Below are 20,326 nucleotides of genomic sequence, written 5' to 3'. Positions count from 1 at the left end.
CCGTCTCCAAATCTGCATGCCTAAGCGACGAGACCACTTGCGTCGCGTTTCAATATGTATATACATAATCGTCATCCTTTCAAATGGAAAAGATGATGGGTGGAGCAAACGGGAAGAGCGGCCTTCGTGTCTGGCGCAATGCGCGCCTCGCGACCATGGCCGACGGTGTGGCGGGCCTCGGCATTGTCGAGAAAGGCGCGATCGCCGCGCGCGATGGTCTCATTGTTTATGCCGGCGCGGAGGCCTCGATGCCGGCTTCGGCGGGGCAGGGCGCGGACACGGTCGATTGCGACGGCCGCTGGATCACGCCGGGCCTGATCGACTGCCATACGCATCTTGTCTATGCGGGCAACCGCGCCAACGAATTCGAGATGCGGCTGGCCGGCGCCACCTATGAGGAAGTCGCCCGGGCCGGCGGCGGCATTGTGTCTTCGGTCAAGTCGCTGCGCGCGGCAAACGAGGATGACCTTGTTGCCCAGACGCTGCCGCGCCTCGATGCGCTGATGGCCGAGGGTGTCACGACGGTCGAGGTCAAATCGGGCTATGGCCTCGATCTCGACAATGAGAAGAAGTCGTTGCGTGCCGCCCGTCGGCTGGCCAATGAGCGCCCCGTCACAATCCGCACGACCTGCCTCGCCGCGCATGCGCTGCCGCCCGAAGCCAAGGGCGACAAGGACGCCTTCATCGATCTCGTCGCCGGCACGATCCTGCCGGACGTCGCCGCTGAGAGACTTGCCGACGCCGTCGACGGTTTTTGCGAGGGCATCGCCTTCTCGCCGGAGCAGATCGCGCGCGTCTTCGACAAGGCGAGAGCGCTCGGGCTGCCGGTAAAACTCCATGCCGACCAGCTTTCGAATCTGCACGGCGCAGCACTTGCCGCCAGCTATGGCGCGTTGTCGGCGGATCATCTCGAATACACCGATGAGGCAGGCGCTGCCGCGATGGCGAAGGCCGGCACGGTGGCGACCATCCTGCCCGGCGCCTATTACTTCATCCGCGAAACCAAGAAGCCGCCTGTCGACCTGTTCCGCCGTCATGGCGTGAAGATGGCGGTGGCGACGGACAGCAATCCCGGCACCTCGCCGCTCACCTCGCTGTTGCTCACCATGAATATGGCCGCGACGCTTTTTGGCTTGACCGTCGATGAATGCCTTGCCGGCGTCACGCGCGAGGCCGCGCGTGCACTTGGCCTTCTCGACAACGCCGGCACGCTGGAGGCCGGCAAATCCGCCGACCTGGCGATTTGGGACATCGAGCGCCCTGCCGAACTCGTTTACCGCATGGGCTTCAACCCGCTCCATGCCCGCATCTGGAGAGGACAATGACCGAACTGACCCTGAAGCCTGGCAATGCGACGCTGGCCGACTGGCGCGCCATCTACCGTGGCGCCGTGCCGAAGCTGGATGAGGCCTGCCGTCCAAAAATCAAGGCGAGCGCCGAGGCCGTCGCCCGGATCGTCGCCAAGGGCGAGCCGGTCTACGGCATCAACACCGGCTTCGGCAAACTGGCCAGCGTGCGCATCCCGGCCGGCGATCTCGAAACCTTGCAGCGCAATATCGTGCTGTCGCACGCCGCCGGCGTCGGTGAGCCGATGCCAGTCGCAATTGCCCGGCTGATGATGGCGTTGAAACTTGCCAGCCTGGCGCAGGGTGCGTCCGGGGTGCGACCCGAAACCATCGATTTGCTGGAAGCGATGCTCGCCAACGACGTCATCCCGGTGGTGCCGGCGCAAGGTTCCGTTGGCGCGTCCGGCGATCTTGCACCGCTGTCGCACATGACGGCGGTGATGATCGGCGTCGGCGAATGCTTTACCCCGCATGGTCGTTTCCCGGCCAAGGTCGCTTTCGTCTCGCATGGCCTCGAGCCGGTGACATTGGGCGCCAAGGAAGGCCTGGCGCTGCTCAACGGCACGCAGTTTTCCACCGCCTATGCGCTCGCCGCTTTGTTCGACGCCGAAGTGCTCTACCAGTCGGCGCTGGTTGCTGGGGCGCTGTCGACCGATGCCGCCAAGGGGTCCGACGCGCCGTTCGACCCGCGCATTCATCTCCTGAGAAAGCACCGTGGCCAGATCGAGACGGCGGAGGCACTGCGCAACCTGATGGCCGGCAGCGCCATCCGTGAATCGCATCGTGTCGGCGACGAGCGCGTGCAGGATCCCTATTGCCTGCGCTGCCAGCCGCAGGTGATGGGCGCCGCGCTCGACGTGTTGCGCAAGGCGGCCGATACGCTCGGCACCGAGGCCAATGGCGTCACCGACAATCCGCTGATCTTCGCCGAGGATGACACGGCCCTTTCCGGCGGCAATTTCCACGCCGAGCCGGTGGCTTTCGCCGCCGACATGATCGCACTGGCCGTCTGCGAGATCGGCTCGCTGTCGGAACGCCGCGTCGCCATGCTGGTCGATCCGGCGCTGTCAGGCATGCCGGCCTTCCTGACGCCCAAGCCGGGCCTCAACTCCGGCTTCATGATCCCGCAGGTGACGGCGGCCGCACTCGTTTCGGAAAACAAGCAGAAGGCCTATCCGGCCAGCGTCGATTCGATCCCGACCTCGGCCAACCAGGAAGACCACGTCTCGATGGCCGCGCACGGTGCGCGCCGGCTGATCGGCATGGTCGAGAATGCCACGGCGGTGATCGGCATCGAATTGCTGGCCGCCGCGCAAGGCTGTGACTTCCACCAGCCGCTGGCGTCGAGCGATGCGCTGGAGGCAGTGCGCAAGTTGGTCCGGGCCGAAGTGCCGCATCTCGACAATGACCGCCACTTCCACCCCGACATGGAAAAGGCAATCGCCATGGTGCGCAGTGGTGCGACCGTCAGGGCTGCCGGCGCGGTGGCGCTGCCGTCCATCGCGGGAGCGGCATGATGACCGCCACACCCTGGCTTACCGTCAGCCGAGGCACAGCACCGCTGCTGGTGTCGATCCCGCACACTGGCATCGACCTTGCCGGCCTCGAACCCCGGCTGGTGTCGCCCTGGCTCGGCCGCCGCGATTGCGATTGGTGGATCGACAATCTCTACGACTTCGCCGGAAGCCTCGGCGCCACGGTCGTCCACACCGCGATCTCGCGCACCGTCATCGATGTCAATCGCGACCCATCCGGCGCCTCGCTCTACCCCGGCCAGGCGACCACCAGCCTGTGCCCGACCGAGACCTTCGACGGTGACCCGCTCTACCGCGAGGGCGAGGAGCCGGGACCGTCGGAGGTCGACGAGCGTCGCGAAAAATTCTTCGTGCCTTACCATGCTGCCTTGCAGGCCGAAATCGACCGCTTGCGTGGCCTGCATGACAACATCGTCCTCTACGATTGCCATTCGATCCGTTCGGTATTGCCGCGTCTGTTCGAAGGCACGCTGCCGGTCTTCAACCTCGGCACCAACGACGGCAAGAGCGCCGATCCCATCCTGCAGGAAAGGGTCGCCGCAATCCTGGTCGGAACTGGCGAGACATGGGTCGTCAATGGTCGCTTCAAGGGCGGCTGGATCACGCGCCATTTCGGCCAGCCACAAAGCGGCGTGCACGCGCTGCAGATGGAGCTCTCCAACCGTGGCTACATGCGCGAGCCCGAGGAGAAGGGCTCGCCTGACAATTGGCCGGTGCCTTACGAAGCCGGATTTGCGGCGCCGATCCGCGTAACGTTGGAGAACATTCTGAAAACCGCGATTGCCTGGGCGCAGGGCTGATCGGCAATTCCTCGGAGGAACGCAGTGACCGGACATGTCAGGAGATTCCTTCTCGCGGGGGGGCTGGTTCTAGCTGCAATCGTTTCGGCATTCGCCGCCGAAGTGGCGATGAAAGGGCCGGAAATCCTTGCCGATCTGAAGGGCGCGCAGGTCCAGGGCGACGGCTGGTCCCAAGACTTCGATGACGGCGGCGCAACAAGCTATGCCAGAGGCGACAGTCACCAGATAGGCCGCTGGGACGTGCGGGGTGACCAGTACTGCTCGCTGTGGCCGCCCTCTGATGTTTGGGCCTGCTACACCATGACGATCGATTCCTCCAATCCTGCCAACGAGCGGATCACCTGGATTAGCGCCGACGGCTCCCGCAGCACCGCGCATCTCATTCGAAAGGGACAATGATGAACAATCCTCGCCACAACATCCGTGAAGTGCGCAGCCCCCGCGGCGACAAGCTCAACGCCCGCTATTGGACGACCGAAGCGCCGCTGCGCATGCTGATGAACAATCTCGACCCCGATGTCGCCGAGAACCCCAACGAGCTGGTCGTTTATGGCGGCATCGGTCGGGCGGCACGCACCTGGAACGATTTCGACAGCATCGTCGCCTCGCTGAAGACGCTTGGCGAGGACGAGACGCTGCTGGTGCAGTCCGGCAAGCCGGTCGGCGTGTTCCGCACCCACACCGATGCGCCGCGTGTGCTGATCGCCAATTCCAACCTCGTGCCGCACTGGGCGACCTGGGAGAAATTCAACGATCTCGATAGAAAAGGCCTGATGATGTACGGCCAGATGACGGCCGGCTCGTGGATCTACATCGGCACGCAAGGCATCGTGCAGGGCACTTACGAGACCTTCGTCGAGGCGGGCCGCCAGCACTATGGCGGCAATCTCAAGGGCAAATGGATCCTAACCGGCGGTCTCGGCGGCATGGGCGGCGCCCAGCCGCTTGCCGCCGTCATGGCCGGCGCCTGCTGCCTGGCCATCGAATGCAACCCGGACTCGATCGATTTCCGCCTGCGCACCCGCTACGTCGACGAGAAAGCCGAGACGCTCGACGAAGCGATGGAAATGATCGAGCGCTGGACCAAGGCCGGCGAGGCGAAGTCGGTCGGCCTGCTCGGCAATGCCGCCGAGATCGTGCCCGAAATGTTCAGGCGCGGCATCCGCCCCGATATGGTCACCGACCAGACCTCGGCCCACGACCCGATCAACGGCTATCTGCCGAAAGGCTGGACGATGGCCGAGTGGCGCGAGAAGCGCGTCAGCGACCCGAAGGCGGTCGAGAAGGCGGCTCGCGCTTCCATGCGTGAACATGTCGAGGCGATGGTAGCCTTCTGGAACGCCGGTGTGCCAACGCTCGACTATGGCAACAACATCCGCCAGGTCGCCAAGGACGAAGGTTTTGAGAATGCCTTTGCCTTCCCCGGCTTCGTGCCGGCCTATATCCGGCCGCTGTTCTGCCGCGGCATCGGTCCGTTCCGTTGGGCCGCACTCTCTGGCGATCCGGAGGATATCTACAAGACCGACGCCAAGGTGCGCGAACTGACGCCCGGCAACACCCATCTGCACAACTGGTTGGACATGGCGCGCGAGCGCATCGCCTTCCAGGGGCTGCCGGCGCGCATTTGCTGGGTCGGTCTCGGCGATCGTCACCGGCTTGGCCTCGCCTTCAACGAGATGGTCGCCAAGGGCGAACTCAAGGCGCCGGTCGTCATCGGCCGCGATCACCTCGATTCCGGCTCGGTCGCCTCGCCGAACCGCGAGACGGAAGCGATGAAGGACGGCTCCGATGCCGTCTCCGACTGGCCTCTGCTCAATGCATTGCTCAACACCGCGTCGGGCGCCACCTGGGTGTCGCTGCATCATGGCGGCGGCGTCGGCATGGGTTTTTCCCAGCATGCCGGCATGGTCATCGTCGCCGACGGTACGCAGGATGCCGCCAGGCGCCTGGAGCGCGTGCTGTGGAACGATCCGGCGACCGGCGTCATGCGTCATGCCGATGCCGGCTACGACATCGCCATTGAGTGCGCCAAGGAGCACCAGCTCAACCTGCCCGGCATTCTGGGCTGAAATCATGTGCATTCTTCGTGCCGCCGACTACCGCGTCATGCCGTGGAAGAACGGCGGCGGCACGACGACAGAGATCGCCGTCTCGCCTGACGGCGCCGGCCTTGACGAGTTCGACTGGCGCGTGTCGATGGCCCGCGTCGAGGGCAGCGGGCCGTTCTCCAGCTTTGCCGGCATCGACCGCACGCTGTCGGTGCTGGAAGGCGAGGGCATCGTGCTCGATGTCGCCGATCAGCCAGCGGTGCGGCTGACGCCGACTTCCGCGCCGTTTTCCTTTCCAGCCGACCTGCCGACCAGCGCCTCGTTGATCGCCGGCCCGATCACCGACCTCAACGTCATGACGCGCCGCGGCCGCACGTTGCATTCGGTCGAGCGGCTCGCGATTTCGCAGCCTGTGGACATCGCGACGCGGGCCGGTTCGACCCTCATCCTTTGTCACAAGGGCGAAGCTGTTTTCCCCGAGGCTGGGTCAATTCGCCTCGGGCCGCTCGACACGTTGCTGATCGGGCCGGATGCTCCCATCATGAAGGTCGAGCCGGCGCGGGATACGACGCTGTTCGTGGTCCGGATAACCGCCGCCGCCTGATGCTTTCGCGCCAACGGTTACCGCCTGTTTCCAAACATGATCGCAATGCCGGCGAAATATAGCGTAAGCTCCTGCCGGCATCACGAAAAAGCCCGAATCCTCTCCGCCGATCGAACCCGACGTGAGCGAGGGGCGCTCGTCTTTGAGTTTGGTCGAAAGATGACGCTCTGTCGTGGTGCGGAAACAAACTTTCGGCATAGGGGTTGATGCAACCAATTGCATTTGAACCGGTTTTAGGGCCATTGCCGTGGCGGTGACGCCGCTGAGTGCCCGCTTACGGAATTTTCAATGAATATTCAGACGAATCCTGCCCAGATCGAGAAGACAAGCGCGAGCTTTCCGGCCATTACGGAAGAGCCGATAAGGTCGACATTCCTGCCGGAGGAGCGCCTTCGGCTGCTTGGCGAAAGCCTGGCCAAAGGCGATCTCACCGATCTTTTCGGCCTGATCCCATTTGATTTCCAGGCCCGCATCCGCGACAGCGCCAAGAAGATCCTCGAAGTCTACCGTTCGACCAATGCGGCGCAGGCCAAGGGTGAGACGATCACGCCGGCCGCGCAATGGCTGCTCGACAACAATTATCTGGTCGAAGAGACCATTTTCCAGGTCAAGCGCGATCTGCCGCGCCGCTTCTATCGTCAGCTGCCGACGCTGAAACTGCCTGACGGCGGCACCGTGCCGCGTGCGCTGGCGCTGGCCTGGACCTATGTGGCGCATTCGGACAGTTCCGTCTCGGCGACCATGTTCAAGTCCATCGTCCAGGGTTTTCAGTCAGTCGAGCCGCTGAAGATCGGTGAACTCTGGGCGCTGCCGTCGCTTTTGCGCTTCGTGCTTATCGAAAATCTCCGCCGGCTGGCCGTCAGGGTCAATCGCACCCGCCAGATGCGCCAGATCGCCAACGATGTGGCCGACAAGGTGCTGGCGACCGACGAAAGTGCCGACCGCCAGGCGATCCTGGCCAATTTCAGCGCTCACGCACAGGACACCACCTTTGCCACGCAGCTTCTCTATCGCTTGCGCGATGGTTCGCAGAATGCCGGCAAGGCCCTGGAATGGCTGGAAGGCGAGCTCGAAAAGACCGGCTCCGATGCCGAGGAGATCATCATCTCCGAGCATCACACCCTGTCCAGCGGCAATGTGACGACCGGCAACATCATCCGCGGCCTGCGCCTCATCAACGACGTCGACTGGACGGTGTGGTTCGAAGGCGTCAGCCGCATCGACACAGTGCTGCGCGAGCGCACCGATTTTGCCGCGCTCGATTTCTTCTCGCGCGACCAATACCGCACCGCGATCGAGGAACTTGCCCGCCGCTCGAACCTGTCGGAATACCGCGTCGCCGAAAAGGCGATCGAACTGGCCGGCCAGGCCGCTAGCGAACACGCCGCCGGCGAACATGTATCGGCCGGCGATGGCGACGATTCCGCGCCGGCTCCGTCCGCGCATACCGATGTCGGCTTCTTCCTCGTCGGTCCGCGCCGTCTGGAGCTGGAAAAAGCGATCGGCTATCGGCCCACCATCAGCCAGACGGTCAAGCGGACGTTCACCAAGACCGGATGGTTGGGCATTGTCCTGCCGGTCTTCGCGCTGACGGCCCTGCTTCTCGTCCTCACCGGCAATGCGTTGGCCAATCTCGGCCTGTCGGTGACCTCGATCGTCCTGATGCTGGCACTGTTTGCCGTGCCGGCGAGCGAGGGCGCGCTGGCCTTCTTCAACACGGTGGTCTCGCTCTTCCTCAAGCCGACACGCCTGATCGGTTACGATTACAGGCACGGTGTGCCGCCCGAGGCGCGCACGCTGGTGGTTGTGCCGTCGCTGATCGGCTCGCGCGACGATGTCGAGGAAAACATCCGCAACCTCGAAGTCCATTACCTTGCCAATCTGGTGGACGAGATCCATTTCGCGCTGCTGTCGGACTGGCCCGACAGCAAGATCGAGATCGATGCGGCCGACACCGAGATCCTCGAATATGCCCGCGCCGAGATCGCCCGTCTCAACGCCCGCTATCCCTCGGAAGGCGCGCCGCGCTTCTACATCCTGCACCGTCGCCGCCTCTTCAACGCGGCTCAAGGGGCCTGGATGGGCTGGGAGCGCAAGCGCGGCAAGCTGCATGAGCTTGACCTTCTGCTGCGCGGCGACAGCGACACGACTTTCCTGCCGCTCGACGTGCCGCTGCCGGAAAAAGTCGTCCATGTTATGACGCTCGACGCCGACACGCGCACCACCCGCGACGCGGTGGCGAGCCTCGTCGGCAAGCTCTGCCACCCGCTCAACCGCCCGCATTTCGACGCCGCCAGGCGCGTCGTCACCGCCGGTTACACGATCCTGCAGCCGCGCATCACCGCTTCGCTGACATCAGGCGACGAGGCCTCGTTCTTCCAGCGTGTGTTCTCGGCCAATCGCGGCCTCGACCCCTATGTCTTCGCCGTTTCCGACCTCTATCAGGATGTCTTCAGCGACGGGTCCTTCACCGGTAAGGGCCTCTACCATGTCGATGCCTTCGAGGCCGCCCTGCAAGGCCACATCGAGGAAAACACCGTCCTCAGCCACGATCTGCTCGAAGGCGCGCTGGCGCGCGCTGCACTGGTCACCGACGTCGAACTGGTCGAGGACTATCCGACCCGCTACTCGGTCGACGCCTCGCGTCACCATCGCTGGGCACGCGGCGACTGGCAGCTTCTGGGCTTCATCCTCGATCCGCGCTCCGGCGTTCCGGCCCTGTCGCGCTGGAAGATGGTCGACAATCTGCGCCGCTCGCTGACGCCGATCTTCTGGGTGATGGCGGCGATCGCAGGCTGGACCTTGCTGCCCTTCACGCAGGCCGCGCAATGGCAGGCCTTGCTGATCCTCAGCCTGTTCATGGCGCCGACCTTCGATGTCGTCAACGCCATCCTGCCCAAGAGCGGCGACCAGACGCCGCGCGGCCATTTCTCGGCGCTGGCGCGCGACGTCGCGTTCGGCACCGCCATGGTGGCGCTGAAGATCGTGCTGATGGCGCACAATGCCTGGATGATGGGCGACGCCATCGTGCGCACGCTCTACCGGTTGTTCGTCAGCCGCCAGAATCTTTTGGAATGGCGCACCGCCTCCCAAGCGCACAAGGCCGGCGACAACGATGTCGGCTCCTATTACGGCATGATGTACGGCGCCGTGATCATCGGTTTCGTCGGCCTGGCCATTCCGGTGCTGGCCGATTCCACTGGCGCCTTCGTCGCCTTCTTCTTCGCCCTGTTCTGGATCGGCTCGCCGGCGATTGCCAGCTGGATCAGCCGCTCGGCCGAAACCGAGGACCGGCTGCGCATATCGCAGGCCGATATCCATACGCTGCGCACTATTGCGCGGCGCACCTGGCACTATTTCGAGAGCTTCGTCACGGCGGAGCATCACAATCTGCCGCCGGACAATTTCCAGGAAAGCCCGGCACCGGTCGTGGCGCCGCGCACGTCGCCGACCAATGTCGGCGTCTATCTCCTGTCGGTGGTCTCGGCGCGCGATTTCGGCTGGATCAGCCTGTCGGATGCCATCACCCGCATCGACGCGACCATGACGACCATAGAGAGCATGCCGCGCCACCGCGGCCATCTCTTCAACTGGTACGACACTACGACGCTGAAGCCGCTGTACCCGCTCTACATTTCGGCTGTCGACAGTGGCAATCTCGCCGGCCACCTGGTGGCCGTGGCGGCGGCCTGTGCCGAATGGGCGGAAGCGCCGTCCGTTCACCTGCAGGGTGATTTCGAAGGCATTCTCGACACAGTGACCATCCTGAGCGAGAGCCTTGATGAATTGCCCGACGACCGCCGTCAGCTCAGGCCTCTGCGCCAGCGCCTCGTCGATCGCCTGGACGGCATGCGGCGCGCCGTCGAGACGATCAAGGCGCAGCCGGAAATGGCCTCGATCCGCACCATCAACCTCGCCGTGCTGGCGGGCGAGATCCGCAAGCTGGCCACCGCCATCCACACCGAGGCGGCGTCGGCCCAGAGCGACGTCATCGTCGACTGGGCGGCGAGGCTGGAAGCCACTTGCGAGGCGCATGTCCATGATGCCCATAGCGACGACAACGCCGTCGAAGCGCTGCGCGCCAAACTTCTGACCTTGCGCGAGCGCACCCGTCGTTTCGCCTTCGAGATGGAATTCGCCTTCCTGATGCGGCCGGAACGCAAGCTGCTGTCGATCGGCTACCGGGTCGAAGAACACCAGCTCGACGAAAGCTGCTACGACCTTCTCGCCTCCGAGGCGCGGCTGACCAGCCTGTTCGCCATCGCCAAGGGCGACCTGCCGACCGAGCACTGGTTCCGGCTCGGCCGTCCGATCGTCGAGATCGGCTTCCAGGGCGCGCTGATGTCCTGGTCGGGCTCGATGTTCGAGTATCTGATGCCGCCGCTGGTGATGAAGGAGGCGCAGGGCTCGATCCTCAACCAGACCAGCAAGCTGATCATCAAGCGTCAGATCCAGTACGGTCGCCAGAAAAACGTGCCCTGGGGCATCTCGGAAGCGGCCTACAACGCCCGCGACCGCGAACTGACCTACCAGTACACCAATTTCGGCGTGCCCGGGCTTGGGCTGAAGCGCGGCCTTGGCCAGAACACGGTGATAGCCCCCTACGCCACCATATTGGCGGCGCAGTTCAACCCGCGCGAAGCCGTGCACAATCTGGCGCGTCTGCGCGACATCGGTGCGCTTGGCCCGCATGGTTTTTACGATGCGGTCGATTTCACGCCGCAGCGGGTGCCTGAAGGGACCAACCACGCGGTCGTGCTGAACTACTATGCGCACCATTCGGGCATGTCGATCGCGGCGGTCGCCGACGCGATCTTCGAGGGTCGCCTGCGCGACCGTTTCCACAGCGACCCGGTCATTGAATCGGCTGAACTCCTGCTGCAGGAAAGGGCCCCGCGCGACATCCCGACCGCGACCGTCAGGACCGAGGCGGACGAGCGCGCCAAGGACGAGACCGAAACCGAGAGCCCCGACACCCGCATCGTGCTCGATCCGCTGCGGTCGCTCCGCTCGACCAATGTGATGTCGAACGGCCGTTATTCGGTGATGGTGACGGCAACCGGCTCCGGCTACAGCCGCTGGGGCGATCTTTCCGTTACGCGCTGGCAACCGGACCCGGTCGAGGACCGTCTCGGTTCCTACATCTTCCTGCGTGACGTCAGCACCGGCGACTGGTGGTCGGCAACGGCGGAGCCAAAGCGCGCGGCAGAGGAGAAGGTGCAGACCCTGTTCTCCGACGACAAGGCGAGCTTCGTCAAACTGGTCGGCACATTGCGCTCCGAGGTCGAATGCATCGTCGTTTCCGAAGGCAATGGCGAAGGCCGTCGTATCACGCTCTACAATGAAAGCACGTCCGATCGTTTCATCGAGGTGACGTCCTTTGCCGAACTGGTACTGGGTTTGGAGGCCTCCGATAACGCGCATCCGGCCTTCTCCAAGATGTTCGTGGAGACTGAAATCGCCGCCAATAAAGGAGCGATCTTCGCCACGCGCCGCAAGCGCGAGACCAGCGAGCCCGATATCACGCTGGCGCATTTCGTCACCGATCCGTCAGGACCGGCGCGCGATGCCGAGGCCGAGACCGACAGGCGCGCCTTCATCGGCCGTGGCCGCTCGATCGTCGATGCCGCGGCTTTCGATCCGGGCGCCAGGCTCGGCGGCCATTCCGGCTTTACGCTCGATCCCATCGCCTCGCTGCGCCGCCAGGTGCGCGTGCCCGCCAACAAGAAGATATCGCTGACCTTCTGGACCGTGGTCGGGGCCAACCGCACCGAGCTGGAAGAAGCGATAAACCGCCTCGACCATCAGGAGAGCTTTGCCCGCCAGGCCATGCTTGCCTGGACGCGCAGCCAGGTGCAGACCCGCCATATGGGCCTCAGCCTGACCGATGCCGCCAATGTGCAGAAACTGGCGCGCTATCTGATATACCCCGACGCGTTCCTGCGCTTGCCGGCCGAATCCCTCGCTTCGGGCCTGGGCAAACAGTCGAGCCTGTGGCCGACCAGCATCTCGGGCGATTTCCCGATCTTCCTGGTCAGGATCGGCGACGTCGCCGATCTGGAAATCGTCGCCCAGGCGCTGCGCTTCCAGGAATATATGCGCACCCGCGGCATGATGATCGACTTCGTCGTCGTCAACGAGCAGGCTTCGTCCTATGTCCAGGACCTGCAGCGCGCGGTCGAGACGCTGTGCGAAAACAGCCGTCTGCGCGGCAAGGAACTCGGTCCCCGCCAGCACATTTTCGCGGTGCGCCGCGACCTGATGGAAGAGACCACCTACAAGACGCTGCTCGCCGTCGCCCGGGTGGTGCTGCATACGCGCAACGGCACCATCTTCGATCAGATCGAACGGGCCGAGGCGGCTGCCTTGCAGGCGCGCGACGGCCTGCCGTCCACCGGATTGCCGGCTCCGCGCGAAATCCCGGCGGCGCATGCCTTTGCCTCGCAGTCAGTGGCGGATGTCAGCGCCGATGGCTCTGGCCTCAGCCAATGGAACGGCTTTGGCGGTTTCGACGGCGACGGACGGCACTATGTGGTGCGTCTGGCTGGCCGGCGCACCACGCCGCAGCCCTGGATCAATGTCGTTTCCAACGCCTCGTTCGGTTTCCATACGTCGGCCGAGGGTGCTGCCTTCACCTGGAGCCGCAACAGCCGCGATTACCAGTTGACGCCGTGGTCCAACGATCCGGTCTCGAACCGGCCGGGAGAGGGCATCTATATCTACGATCAGGCTAGCGGCAGGGCGTTCTCGCCGATCGCCGCCGTGGTGCGCGATCCCTCGATGACCTACGAGGCCTGGCATGGCCAGGGCTTCTCCACCTTCCGCTCGAAGCGTGGGCCTTTGTCGATGGACCTGACCCATGTGGTCGACCCCGTCGATCCGGTGAAGATCACGCGGCTGCGCATCCAGAATTCAGGCGCGGTGCCGGCGCGGCTGCGCGTCTATGCCTACGCCGAATGGGTGCTTGGCGGGCATCGGTCGCGGACGGCCGCCACCATCGTCCCGTCCCGCGACGGGGCGACGGGCGCGTTGCTGGCGCAAAACCCCTATGGGCTCGATTTCAGCGAGCGGGTGGCTTTCCTCGCCGCCGATGCCGCTGCTCATTCGGTGACGGCGGATCGCTCCGAATTCCTCGGCCGGCACGGGTCCAGCGAGCTGCCGCAGGCGGTGCTGACCGGCGCGGCCCTGTCGGGCCGTGTCGAAGCCGGGGATGACCCCTGCGCGGCGATCGCCCGCGACGTCGAGATCCCGGCCGGCGGCGACGTCACGCTGCTCTGGCTGCTCGGCGATGCCGACACCCCCGCGCAGGCGAGCGCGCTGGTGCAGGCGCACCGTGGCAAGGATTTCGACCAGCGCCTGGCCGACAATGAGCGCGAGTGGCGCGGTTTCCTCGACACCATCCAGGTCGAGACGCCAGACAAGGCGCTCGATGCCATGGTCAATCACTGGCTGCCCTATCAGAGCCTTGCCTGCCGTATCCGCGCCCGCTCGGCCTTCTACCAGGCAAGCGGCGCTTTCGGCTTCCGCGACCAGCTGCAGGACACGCTGGCGCTGCTGGCGCATGATCCGACGCTGGCGCGCGACCAGATCCTCAACGCCGCGCGGCGGCAGTTCCCGGAGGGCGACGTGCAGCATTGGTGGCTGCCGCGCACCGGAGCCGGCGTGCGTACCATGATCTCCGACGATGTGGTCTGGCTGGCCCACGCCACGGCGCGCTATCTCAGTGTGACCGGCGACGCCGCCATCCTCAAGGAGCAACTGCCCTTCATCGACGGGCAGGCGCTGGGCGAGGGCGAACACGATGCCTTCTTCACCCCGGAAATCTCGAAGAAGACGGTGTCGCTTTACGACCATTGCGCGCGTGCGCTCGACCTTGCCATCAAGCGCAGCAGTCCTGCCGGCCTGCCGCTGATCCTTGGCGGCGACTGGAACGACGGCATGAACCGTGTCGGCGAGCACGGCAAGGGCGAGAGCGTGTGGCTAGGCTGGTTCCTGCTGAAGACGCTAGGCGACTTCGCCCTCGTCGCCAAGAGCGAGGGCGACAGCAAGCGCGCGCAGGCCTGGGCGAAGCATGCCGAGGCGCTCAAGCGGGCGCTTGAGAGCACGGCATGGGACGGCGAGTGGTACCGGCGCGGTAGTTTTGACGACGGCACGCCCTTGGGGTCGCGTACCTCCGAAGAGTGCAGGATCGACTCCATCGCCCAGTCGTGGAGCGTGCTTTCGGGCGAGGGCGACCCGGCGCGGTCGACGACGGCTATGCAGCAGGCGACCAGCCTGCTCGTCGACGACAAGCTCAAGATCGTCAAACTGTTCACGCCACCCTTCTCGAAGACGCAGAAGGACCCCGGCTACATCAAGAGCTATCCGCCTGGTGTGCGCGAGAATGGCGGCCAGTACACGCATGCGGCGACGTGGTTCGTCATCGCGCTGGCCGAGATGGGGCAGACGGACGAGGCCTATCGCTGCTTCTCCATGCTGAACCCGGTCAACCACGCATCCGACGAGGCCTCGGCCGAGCAATACCGCGTCGAACCCTATGTGGTAGCGGCCGATATCTATGCCGGAGACGACAAGGGCGGGCGCGGCGGCTGGACCTGGTACACCGGCTCGGCGGGCTGGCTCTACCGGGCGGCGGTCGAAGGCATTCTCGGCATCGAACGGCGCGGCAAGCAGATCACGTTCCGGCCGAAGCTGCCCAGCCATTGGGATGGCTACCAGGCTTCGCTCAAGATGCTGGGCGCCGAGATCAAGGTTCATGTCGTTCGCGACAAAAAGACCAAGACGATCTCGCTTGAAGTCGACGGCTCGAAAACAAAGTCCGCCTCCTTCGAACCCAAAGCTGGTACCAAGACCGAGGTCGTGGTAAAGATACCGGCGTAAAATCAATACCTTAAGTCAATAGGTCGCGCGTCCTTCGGGGCGCGCGACGCCGCGAATGTTTACTTGCGTGCGATCGGCGACGGCATCCGCTAGGCATTGCCTGACACTTCATGCAAGCCTGCGGTGATTAAAAATGTGGCAGCGCTCGGCCACTGCCATGATTTTGCCGCAAGGCTGGCATTTCACCTTTTATCTCAAACCGTTAGGTGATCACGTCAGATTTCGCATCGTCGTCATCTTTTGTTCGCAAAATGGGAACGGAAGCGATAGACGGGCATTGTTTTGCGACGCGTCAACCGTTACGTGTCAAGCAATGGTGCAGTGCACAATACCGCATTGAGCACAGTAGAGAATTGGCGGAGTAGCTGAAGTGTCACTTCTGCAGATCTATTGGAGAGCGCTGGGCTATCTGGCCGCCGACAAGAGGCGCGTCGCGCTGATTTGCGGCGCCAATGTCGCACTTGCCGCTATCGCCATCCTGGAGCCGATCATGTTTGGCCGGGTGATCGATGCCATCTCCGCGCATGGCTCTGTATTCTCCACGCTTGCCGTGTGGGCCGGTTTGGGCGCCTTCAACGTCATCGCTTTCGTCCTGGTTGCGCGCGGCGCCGACCGCTTTGCTCACGCCCGGCGTAGCGAAGTGCTGTGCCAGTCCTTCGAGCGCGTCATCACCATGCCGCTTGCCTGGCATCATCAGCGCGGCACGTCCAACGCCCTGCACACGCTGCTGCGTGCTGTTGAGACGCTGTTCAGCCTATGGCTCGAATTCATGCGCCAGCATCTGTCCACGGCTGTCGCGCTCGTCCTTCTCGTGCCGACGGCGCTCAGCATGGATGTCCGCATGTCGATGGTCCTGCTCGCGCTTGGCGTGCTCTATGTCGGCATCGGCCGTCTGGTGATGAAGCGCACCAAGGCGGGCCAGGCAGCCGTCGAGCGCCATTACCACAAGGTGTTCGCCCATGTGACGGACTCCGTGAGCAACGTCGCCGTTCTCCAGAGCTACAACCGCCTTGGCCATGAGGCCGAGACTCTGCGCCGCTATGTCAAGAACCTGCTCGACGCCCAGAACCCGGTGCTCGACTGGTGGGCCATCGCCAATGCGCTCAATCGTCTGTCGTCGACCATCTCGATGATGGTGGTGCTTCTGATCGGCGCTTATCTGGTGACCCATGGCCAGTTGCGCGTCGGTGATGTCATCGCCTTCACCGGCTTCGCCACGCTGCTGATCTCGCGGCTCGACCAGATGTCGGCTTTCGCCAACCAGATTTCGGAAGCTCGCGCCAAGCTCGAGGAGTTCTACAAGCTCGAGGACTCGGCCGCCGATGCCGCCGAACCGGATGGCCTGCGCGACCTTACCAATGTCACCGGCCATGTCCGCTTCGAGGATGTCAACTTCGAATTCGCCAATTCGGGGCAGGGCGTCAGCGATGTGTCCTTCGAGGTTCAGGCCGGCCAGACCGTCGCCATCGTCGGACCGACGGGTGCCGGCAAGACCACGCTGATCAATTTGCTGCAGCGCGTCTTCTCGCCGTCGAGCGGCCGCATCCTGATCGACGGCATCGACACCCGCACCGTGACCCGCAAGTCGCTGCGCCATTCGATCGCCACGGTGTTCCAGGATGCCGGACTGCTCAACCGCTCGATCGAGGACAACATCCGCGTCGGCCGTGCCGAAGCCAGCAACGACGAGATTCACGCCGCCGCCGTCGCGGCTGCGGCGCAGGACTTCATCCTGGCCAAGAGCAATGGCTACGACACGGTGGTCGGCGAACGTGGCGGCCAGCTCTCCGGCGGCGAGCGCCAGCGCATCGCCATCGCTCGCGCGGTATTGAAGGACGCCCCGATCCTGGTGCTCGACGAGGCGACCAGCGCGCTCGACGTCGAGACTGAGGACCGCGTCAAGGAAGCGATCGACGAATTGCGGCGCGACCGCACCACCTTCATCATCGCCCACCGCCTGACCACCGTTCGCGACGCCGATCTGGTCGTGTTCATGGACAAGGGCAGGGTGGTCGAAATGGGTGGCTTCGCCGAGCTGTCGCTGCGGAACGGCCGCTTCGCCAGCCTGCTGCGTGCCGGCGGCCTGCTCAACGACGAGGAAGTCCGCCGCCTCAGCCGCTCCGTGCAGGGCGAGGCCGCGTAAGCATCATCTTTTACCTCCCTCGTGGGGAGGCCGGACCGAAGATCCGGGTGGGGGCAGCGCCGCCCCCAACCCGCTGCTTCGCAGCGACCCTTCCCACAAGGGGGAGGGTAACCAAGCCTGCGACACCACCGCTCGATTGCCCCGATCGCGCTGTCGGTCTATGTAATGCCGCATGAGCGATACGACTTCACGCCTGAGCGGCTGGATGGACCTTGCCAACCCGACGCGCTTCGTTGGGCTGGCCGACAAGGTCGTGCCATGGCTGGCGACGATCGCCGCGCTCATCCTTGCGGTCGGCCTCTATATGAGCTTCGCCGCACCTGAGGATTTCCAGCAAGGCATCACCGTGCGCATCATGTACATCCATGTGCCCTTCGCCTGGCTCGCCATGATGTGTTACTCGCTGATGGCGGTCTCAGCCCTTGGCACGCTGGTCTGGCGGCATCCGCTGGCCGATGTCGCGCTGAAATCGGCGGCTCCCATCGGTGCGGTCTTCACCGCACTTGCGCTGATCACCGGTTCGATCTGGGGCAAGCCGATGTGGGGCACCTGGTGGGTCTGGGATGCCCGCCTGACTTCGGTCTTCGTGCTGTTCCTGATGTATCTCGGCATCATCGCGCTGACCCGTGCGCTCGACGATGCAAGCCGCGCCGCCTGGGCCGCCGCCATCATCACGCTGGTCGGCTTCATCAACATCCCGATCATCAAATTCTCGGTCGATTGGTGGAACACGCTGCACCAGCCAGCCTCGGTGTTCCGGATGGACGGCCCGACCATCGACCCCAGCCTGCTCTGGCCGCTGCTAGTCATGGCCGTCGGTTTCACGGCGTTGTTCTTCACGCTGCACCTGATGGCGATGCGCACCGAAATCCGCCGCCGCCGGGTGATCGCCATGCGGCGGGTAGCGGCTCGGCAGGCGGAGCGGGCTTAACCTTCTCCCACAGGGGGAGAAGGGAAGGCCACTCAACCCATTTTCCCCCGCGCTGCCACCGGCAGCGTTTCGAGCACCTGCTCGCCGTCGATCAGGTTGACCTCGTTGAACAGATTGGTGACGACGCAGCAATGGTCGGGCACCACGCGCACGCGCTCGCCGATGCGCAGCTTCGCATCACCGGAAAGCGTGACAGTGCCATGTTCTTCACTGAGTCCGGTGACCCTTGCATCGGGAGCGCCGAGCAGTTCGCCAAAATCCTTTAGCCCGAGCGTGTCGCTCGACAGCGCCTTGCTGCCAGCATCGAGGATGGCGCGTGTTGCCGTTGGGTGGCTGACGACGGTGGCGAGCACCGTCAGCGCGCAATCGTCGAGGGTGCCGACGCCTTTGGCGACCTGATAGCGGTCGAGATAGATGTAGGTGCCAGGGCGATATTCGGTGACGACTGATGTATCGCTGGAGCGCCACATGTCCGGGGTGCCGCCGCTGGAGATACGTTCGCAAGCGAGGCCCGAAGCGGCCAGCGCCTGCTTGGCTTTCGCAAGCCAGGCTTCGGCCTCGGCCGCGCGGCCAGCGGCAGGATAGGTCATCAGCCCGCCGAAGGCGAGGCCACCGGCCTTGTCGATCAGCCTTGCCAGCGCAACCGCCTCATCAGCCGTTTGCACGCCGCAGCGGCCCATGCCGGTGTCGCATTCGACCAGAACCTGGAGAGGATGGCCGGTATCGGTGAAAGCCGCCGCCAGCCCTTCCAGCGTTTCCGTGCTGTCCGCTGTGATCGACAGGGTTACGCGGCCGTGCAGCGCCTTCAGCCGTTCCAGCTTGGCGCGGCCGAGAATGTTGTAGGGCAGAAAAATATCGGACAATCCGGCATCGGCCATCACCTCGGCCTCACCGATCTTCTGGCAGGTTATGCCGACGGCACCCGCCGCCACCTGCTTCTTCGCCCAATAGGGCAGCTTGTGCGTCTTGATATGCGGCCTGAGCTTCAGTCCGTTTTTGTCGGCATGGGCCTGTGCGCGGGCGATGTTGGCTTCGGCGCGCGCGCCGTCGATCAGGATCGACGGCGTATCAAGGTCGTGGACGGTCGGCATCTTCTATTCCTGTGAGAATTCGCAGGGTTTATGAGCCTGAAAGTGCTTGATGTCACGCGGCCAGCGGACCGGATCGCTGGGCCATCCCTGCATGGCGAAGGGCACGGCAGGCAGTGAGATGGATCGACACCGCAGCGGCGTTCGGCTATGCGATTTGCAATGCATGACGCCCAAAAGTGCCCAGCGGTTTTGGGATGACGACATGCAACAACCTAAAGCGTGTAGACACGAAGGGTCACGATCATGAAACGTTCCGCCATCAACGAAATCATCCGCGAAGCCGACGCTTTCATCCGCTCGTTCGGCTACATCATGCCCCCCTTCGCCTATTGGTCGCCCGAGGAGATGAAGGCGCGCCAGGTCGATTCTTCGGCCATCTACACCTCGCGTCTCGGCTGGGACATCACCGATTACGGCCAGGAAAAATTCAACGAACTCGGCCTGTTCCTGTTTACCGTGCGCAACGGCCGCTACGAGGATATGAAGAAGGGCATGGGCATGCTCTATGCCGAGAAGATCATGATCTCGCGCAAGGACCAGCTGTCGCCGATGCACCGCCACAACATCAAGGCCGAGGACATCATCAACCGTGGCGGCGGCAAGCTGGTGCTGGAACTGTTCATGCACGATCGCGACGGCGGCATCGACCCGAAGGCCGAGGTGTCGGTGCCGGTCGATGGAACCATCCATAGGCTGCCGGCGGGCGGTTTGCTGAAGCTCGACCCGGGCCAGAGCGTCACGCTCCTGCCTGGCGTCTGGCATGCCTTCTGGGCCGAGGGCAAGGACGTGCTGATCGGCGAGGTGTCGACCGTCAACGACGATCTCACCGACAATGTCTTCCGCGAGCCGATCGGCCGCTTCTCCAACATCGACGAGGATGTCGCCCCGGTGCACCTGCTGGTGGCCGACTATGAGAAGTGGCTGAGGTAGGGCAGGCCAAACTCGGCT

General features: G+C 64.2%; 11 protein-coding genes. 10 read left to right on the top strand and 1 reads right to left on the bottom strand.

All coding sequences use genetic code 11. The features are described 5' to 3' along the window. Nucleotides 1–95 precede the first annotated feature (95 nt). The 9 genes from hutI (at nucleotide 96) to JG747_RS24340 (ending at nucleotide 18,287) form a co-directional block, all read left to right on the top strand. Nucleotides 96–1,325, top strand: a complete 1,230-nt coding sequence (gene hutI, locus JG747_RS24380) for an imidazolonepropionase (protein WP_167626450.1) — start codon at nucleotides 96–98, stop codon at nucleotides 1,323–1,325. Further along, nucleotides 1,322–2,863 (top strand): histidine ammonia-lyase, encoded by a 1,542-nt coding sequence (gene hutH, locus JG747_RS24375; RefSeq protein ID WP_019857534.1) that lies wholly within the window; start codon nucleotides 1,322–1,324, stop codon nucleotides 2,861–2,863. Before hutI ends, hutH begins: the two co-directional genes overlap by 4 nt. After that, complete coding sequence (hutG, locus tag JG747_RS24370) at nucleotides 2,863–3,681, top strand: N-formylglutamate deformylase (RefSeq protein WP_032921049.1); 819 nt, start codon at nucleotides 2,863–2,865, stop codon at nucleotides 3,679–3,681. The genes hutH and hutG overlap by 1 nt, the downstream gene beginning before the upstream one ends. 24 nt (nucleotides 3,682–3,705) lie before the next feature. After that, a complete protein-coding gene (locus JG747_RS24365; RefSeq protein WP_202360218.1) occupies nucleotides 3,706–4,080 on the top strand; it encodes a hypothetical protein in 375 nt (124 codons plus the stop codon). Further along, the gene (gene hutU, locus JG747_RS24360) at nucleotides 4,077–5,750 is read left to right on the top strand and encodes a urocanate hydratase (protein ID WP_019857537.1); all 1,674 of its coding nucleotides are present in this window, start codon (nucleotides 4,077–4,079) and stop codon (nucleotides 5,748–5,750) included. Before JG747_RS24365 ends, hutU begins: the two co-directional genes overlap by 4 nt. A gap of 4 nt (nucleotides 5,751–5,754) precedes the next feature. After that, a complete protein-coding gene (locus JG747_RS24355) occupies nucleotides 5,755–6,333 on the top strand; it encodes a HutD/Ves family protein (protein ID WP_202360217.1) in 579 nt (192 codons plus the stop codon). 288 nt (nucleotides 6,334–6,621) lie between these two features. Next, nucleotides 6,622–15,213, top strand: a complete 8,592-nt coding sequence (locus JG747_RS24350) for a GH36-type glycosyl hydrolase domain-containing protein (RefSeq protein WP_202360216.1) — start codon at nucleotides 6,622–6,624, stop codon at nucleotides 15,211–15,213. Nucleotides 15,214–15,583: 370 nt separating this feature from the next. Beyond that, nucleotides 15,584–17,356: a glucan ABC transporter ATP-binding protein/ permease gene (locus tag JG747_RS24345; RefSeq protein ID WP_019857540.1), complete on the top strand. Its 1,773-nt coding sequence runs from the start codon at nucleotides 15,584–15,586 to the stop codon at nucleotides 17,354–17,356. A 172-nt stretch (nucleotides 17,357–17,528) separates the two neighbouring features. Next, nucleotides 17,529–18,287, top strand: coding sequence for a heme ABC transporter permease (locus JG747_RS24340; protein ID WP_019857541.1), 759 nt, complete (start codon nucleotides 17,529–17,531; stop codon nucleotides 18,285–18,287). 32 nt (nucleotides 18,288–18,319) lie between these two features. Here JG747_RS24340 and JG747_RS24335 read toward each other — a convergent pair whose 3' ends face one another. Continuing rightward, nucleotides 18,320–19,378, bottom strand: a complete 1,059-nt coding sequence (locus JG747_RS24335) for a D-TA family PLP-dependent enzyme (RefSeq protein WP_019857542.1) — start codon at nucleotides 19,376–19,378, stop codon at nucleotides 18,320–18,322. A 243-nt stretch (nucleotides 19,379–19,621) separates the two neighbouring features. Between JG747_RS24335 and JG747_RS24330 the strand changes: the two genes are divergently transcribed. Continuing rightward, the gene (locus JG747_RS24330) at nucleotides 19,622–20,308 is read left to right on the top strand and encodes a D-lyxose/D-mannose family sugar isomerase (protein WP_027046725.1); all 687 of its coding nucleotides are present in this window, start codon (nucleotides 19,622–19,624) and stop codon (nucleotides 20,306–20,308) included. The last annotated feature ends 18 nt before the right edge of the window (nucleotides 20,309–20,326 follow it).

Origin of the sequence: Mesorhizobium sp. 131-3-5 (genome assembly GCF_016756575.1) — a bacterium.
GTDB classification, from domain to species: domain Bacteria; phylum Pseudomonadota; class Alphaproteobacteria; order Rhizobiales; family Rhizobiaceae; genus Mesorhizobium; species Mesorhizobium jarvisii.
The sequence above is the reverse complement of the archived record's forward strand: the minus strand, read 5'-3'. Positions and strand labels throughout refer to the sequence as shown.

Bases quoted from the DNA above. Each gene is read 5' to 3' on its own strand.
- JG747_RS24330 (WP_027046725.1), top strand. From the start codon at position 19,622: ATGAAACGTTCCGCCATCAACGAAATCATCCGCGAAGCCGACGCTTTC.
- hutG (WP_032921049.1), top strand. From the start codon at position 2,863: ATGACCGCCACACCCTGGCTTACCGTCAGCCGAGGCACAGCACCGCTG.
- hutU (WP_019857537.1), top strand. From the start codon at position 4,077: ATGATGAACAATCCTCGCCACAACATCCGTGAAGTGCGCAGCCCCCGC.
- hutI (WP_167626450.1), top strand. From the start codon at position 96: ATGGGTGGAGCAAACGGGAAGAGCGGCCTTCGTGTCTGGCGCAATGCG.
- JG747_RS24335 (WP_019857542.1), bottom strand. From the start codon at position 19,378: ATGCCGACCGTCCACGACCTTGATACGCCGTCGATCCTGATCGACGGC.
- JG747_RS24340 (WP_019857541.1), top strand. From the start codon at position 17,529: ATGAGCGATACGACTTCACGCCTGAGCGGCTGGATGGACCTTGCCAAC.
- hutH (WP_019857534.1), top strand. From the start codon at position 1,322: ATGACCGAACTGACCCTGAAGCCTGGCAATGCGACGCTGGCCGACTGG.
- JG747_RS24350 (WP_202360216.1), top strand. From the start codon at position 6,622: ATGAATATTCAGACGAATCCTGCCCAGATCGAGAAGACAAGCGCGAGC.
- JG747_RS24355 (WP_202360217.1), top strand. From the start codon at position 5,755: ATGTGCATTCTTCGTGCCGCCGACTACCGCGTCATGCCGTGGAAGAAC.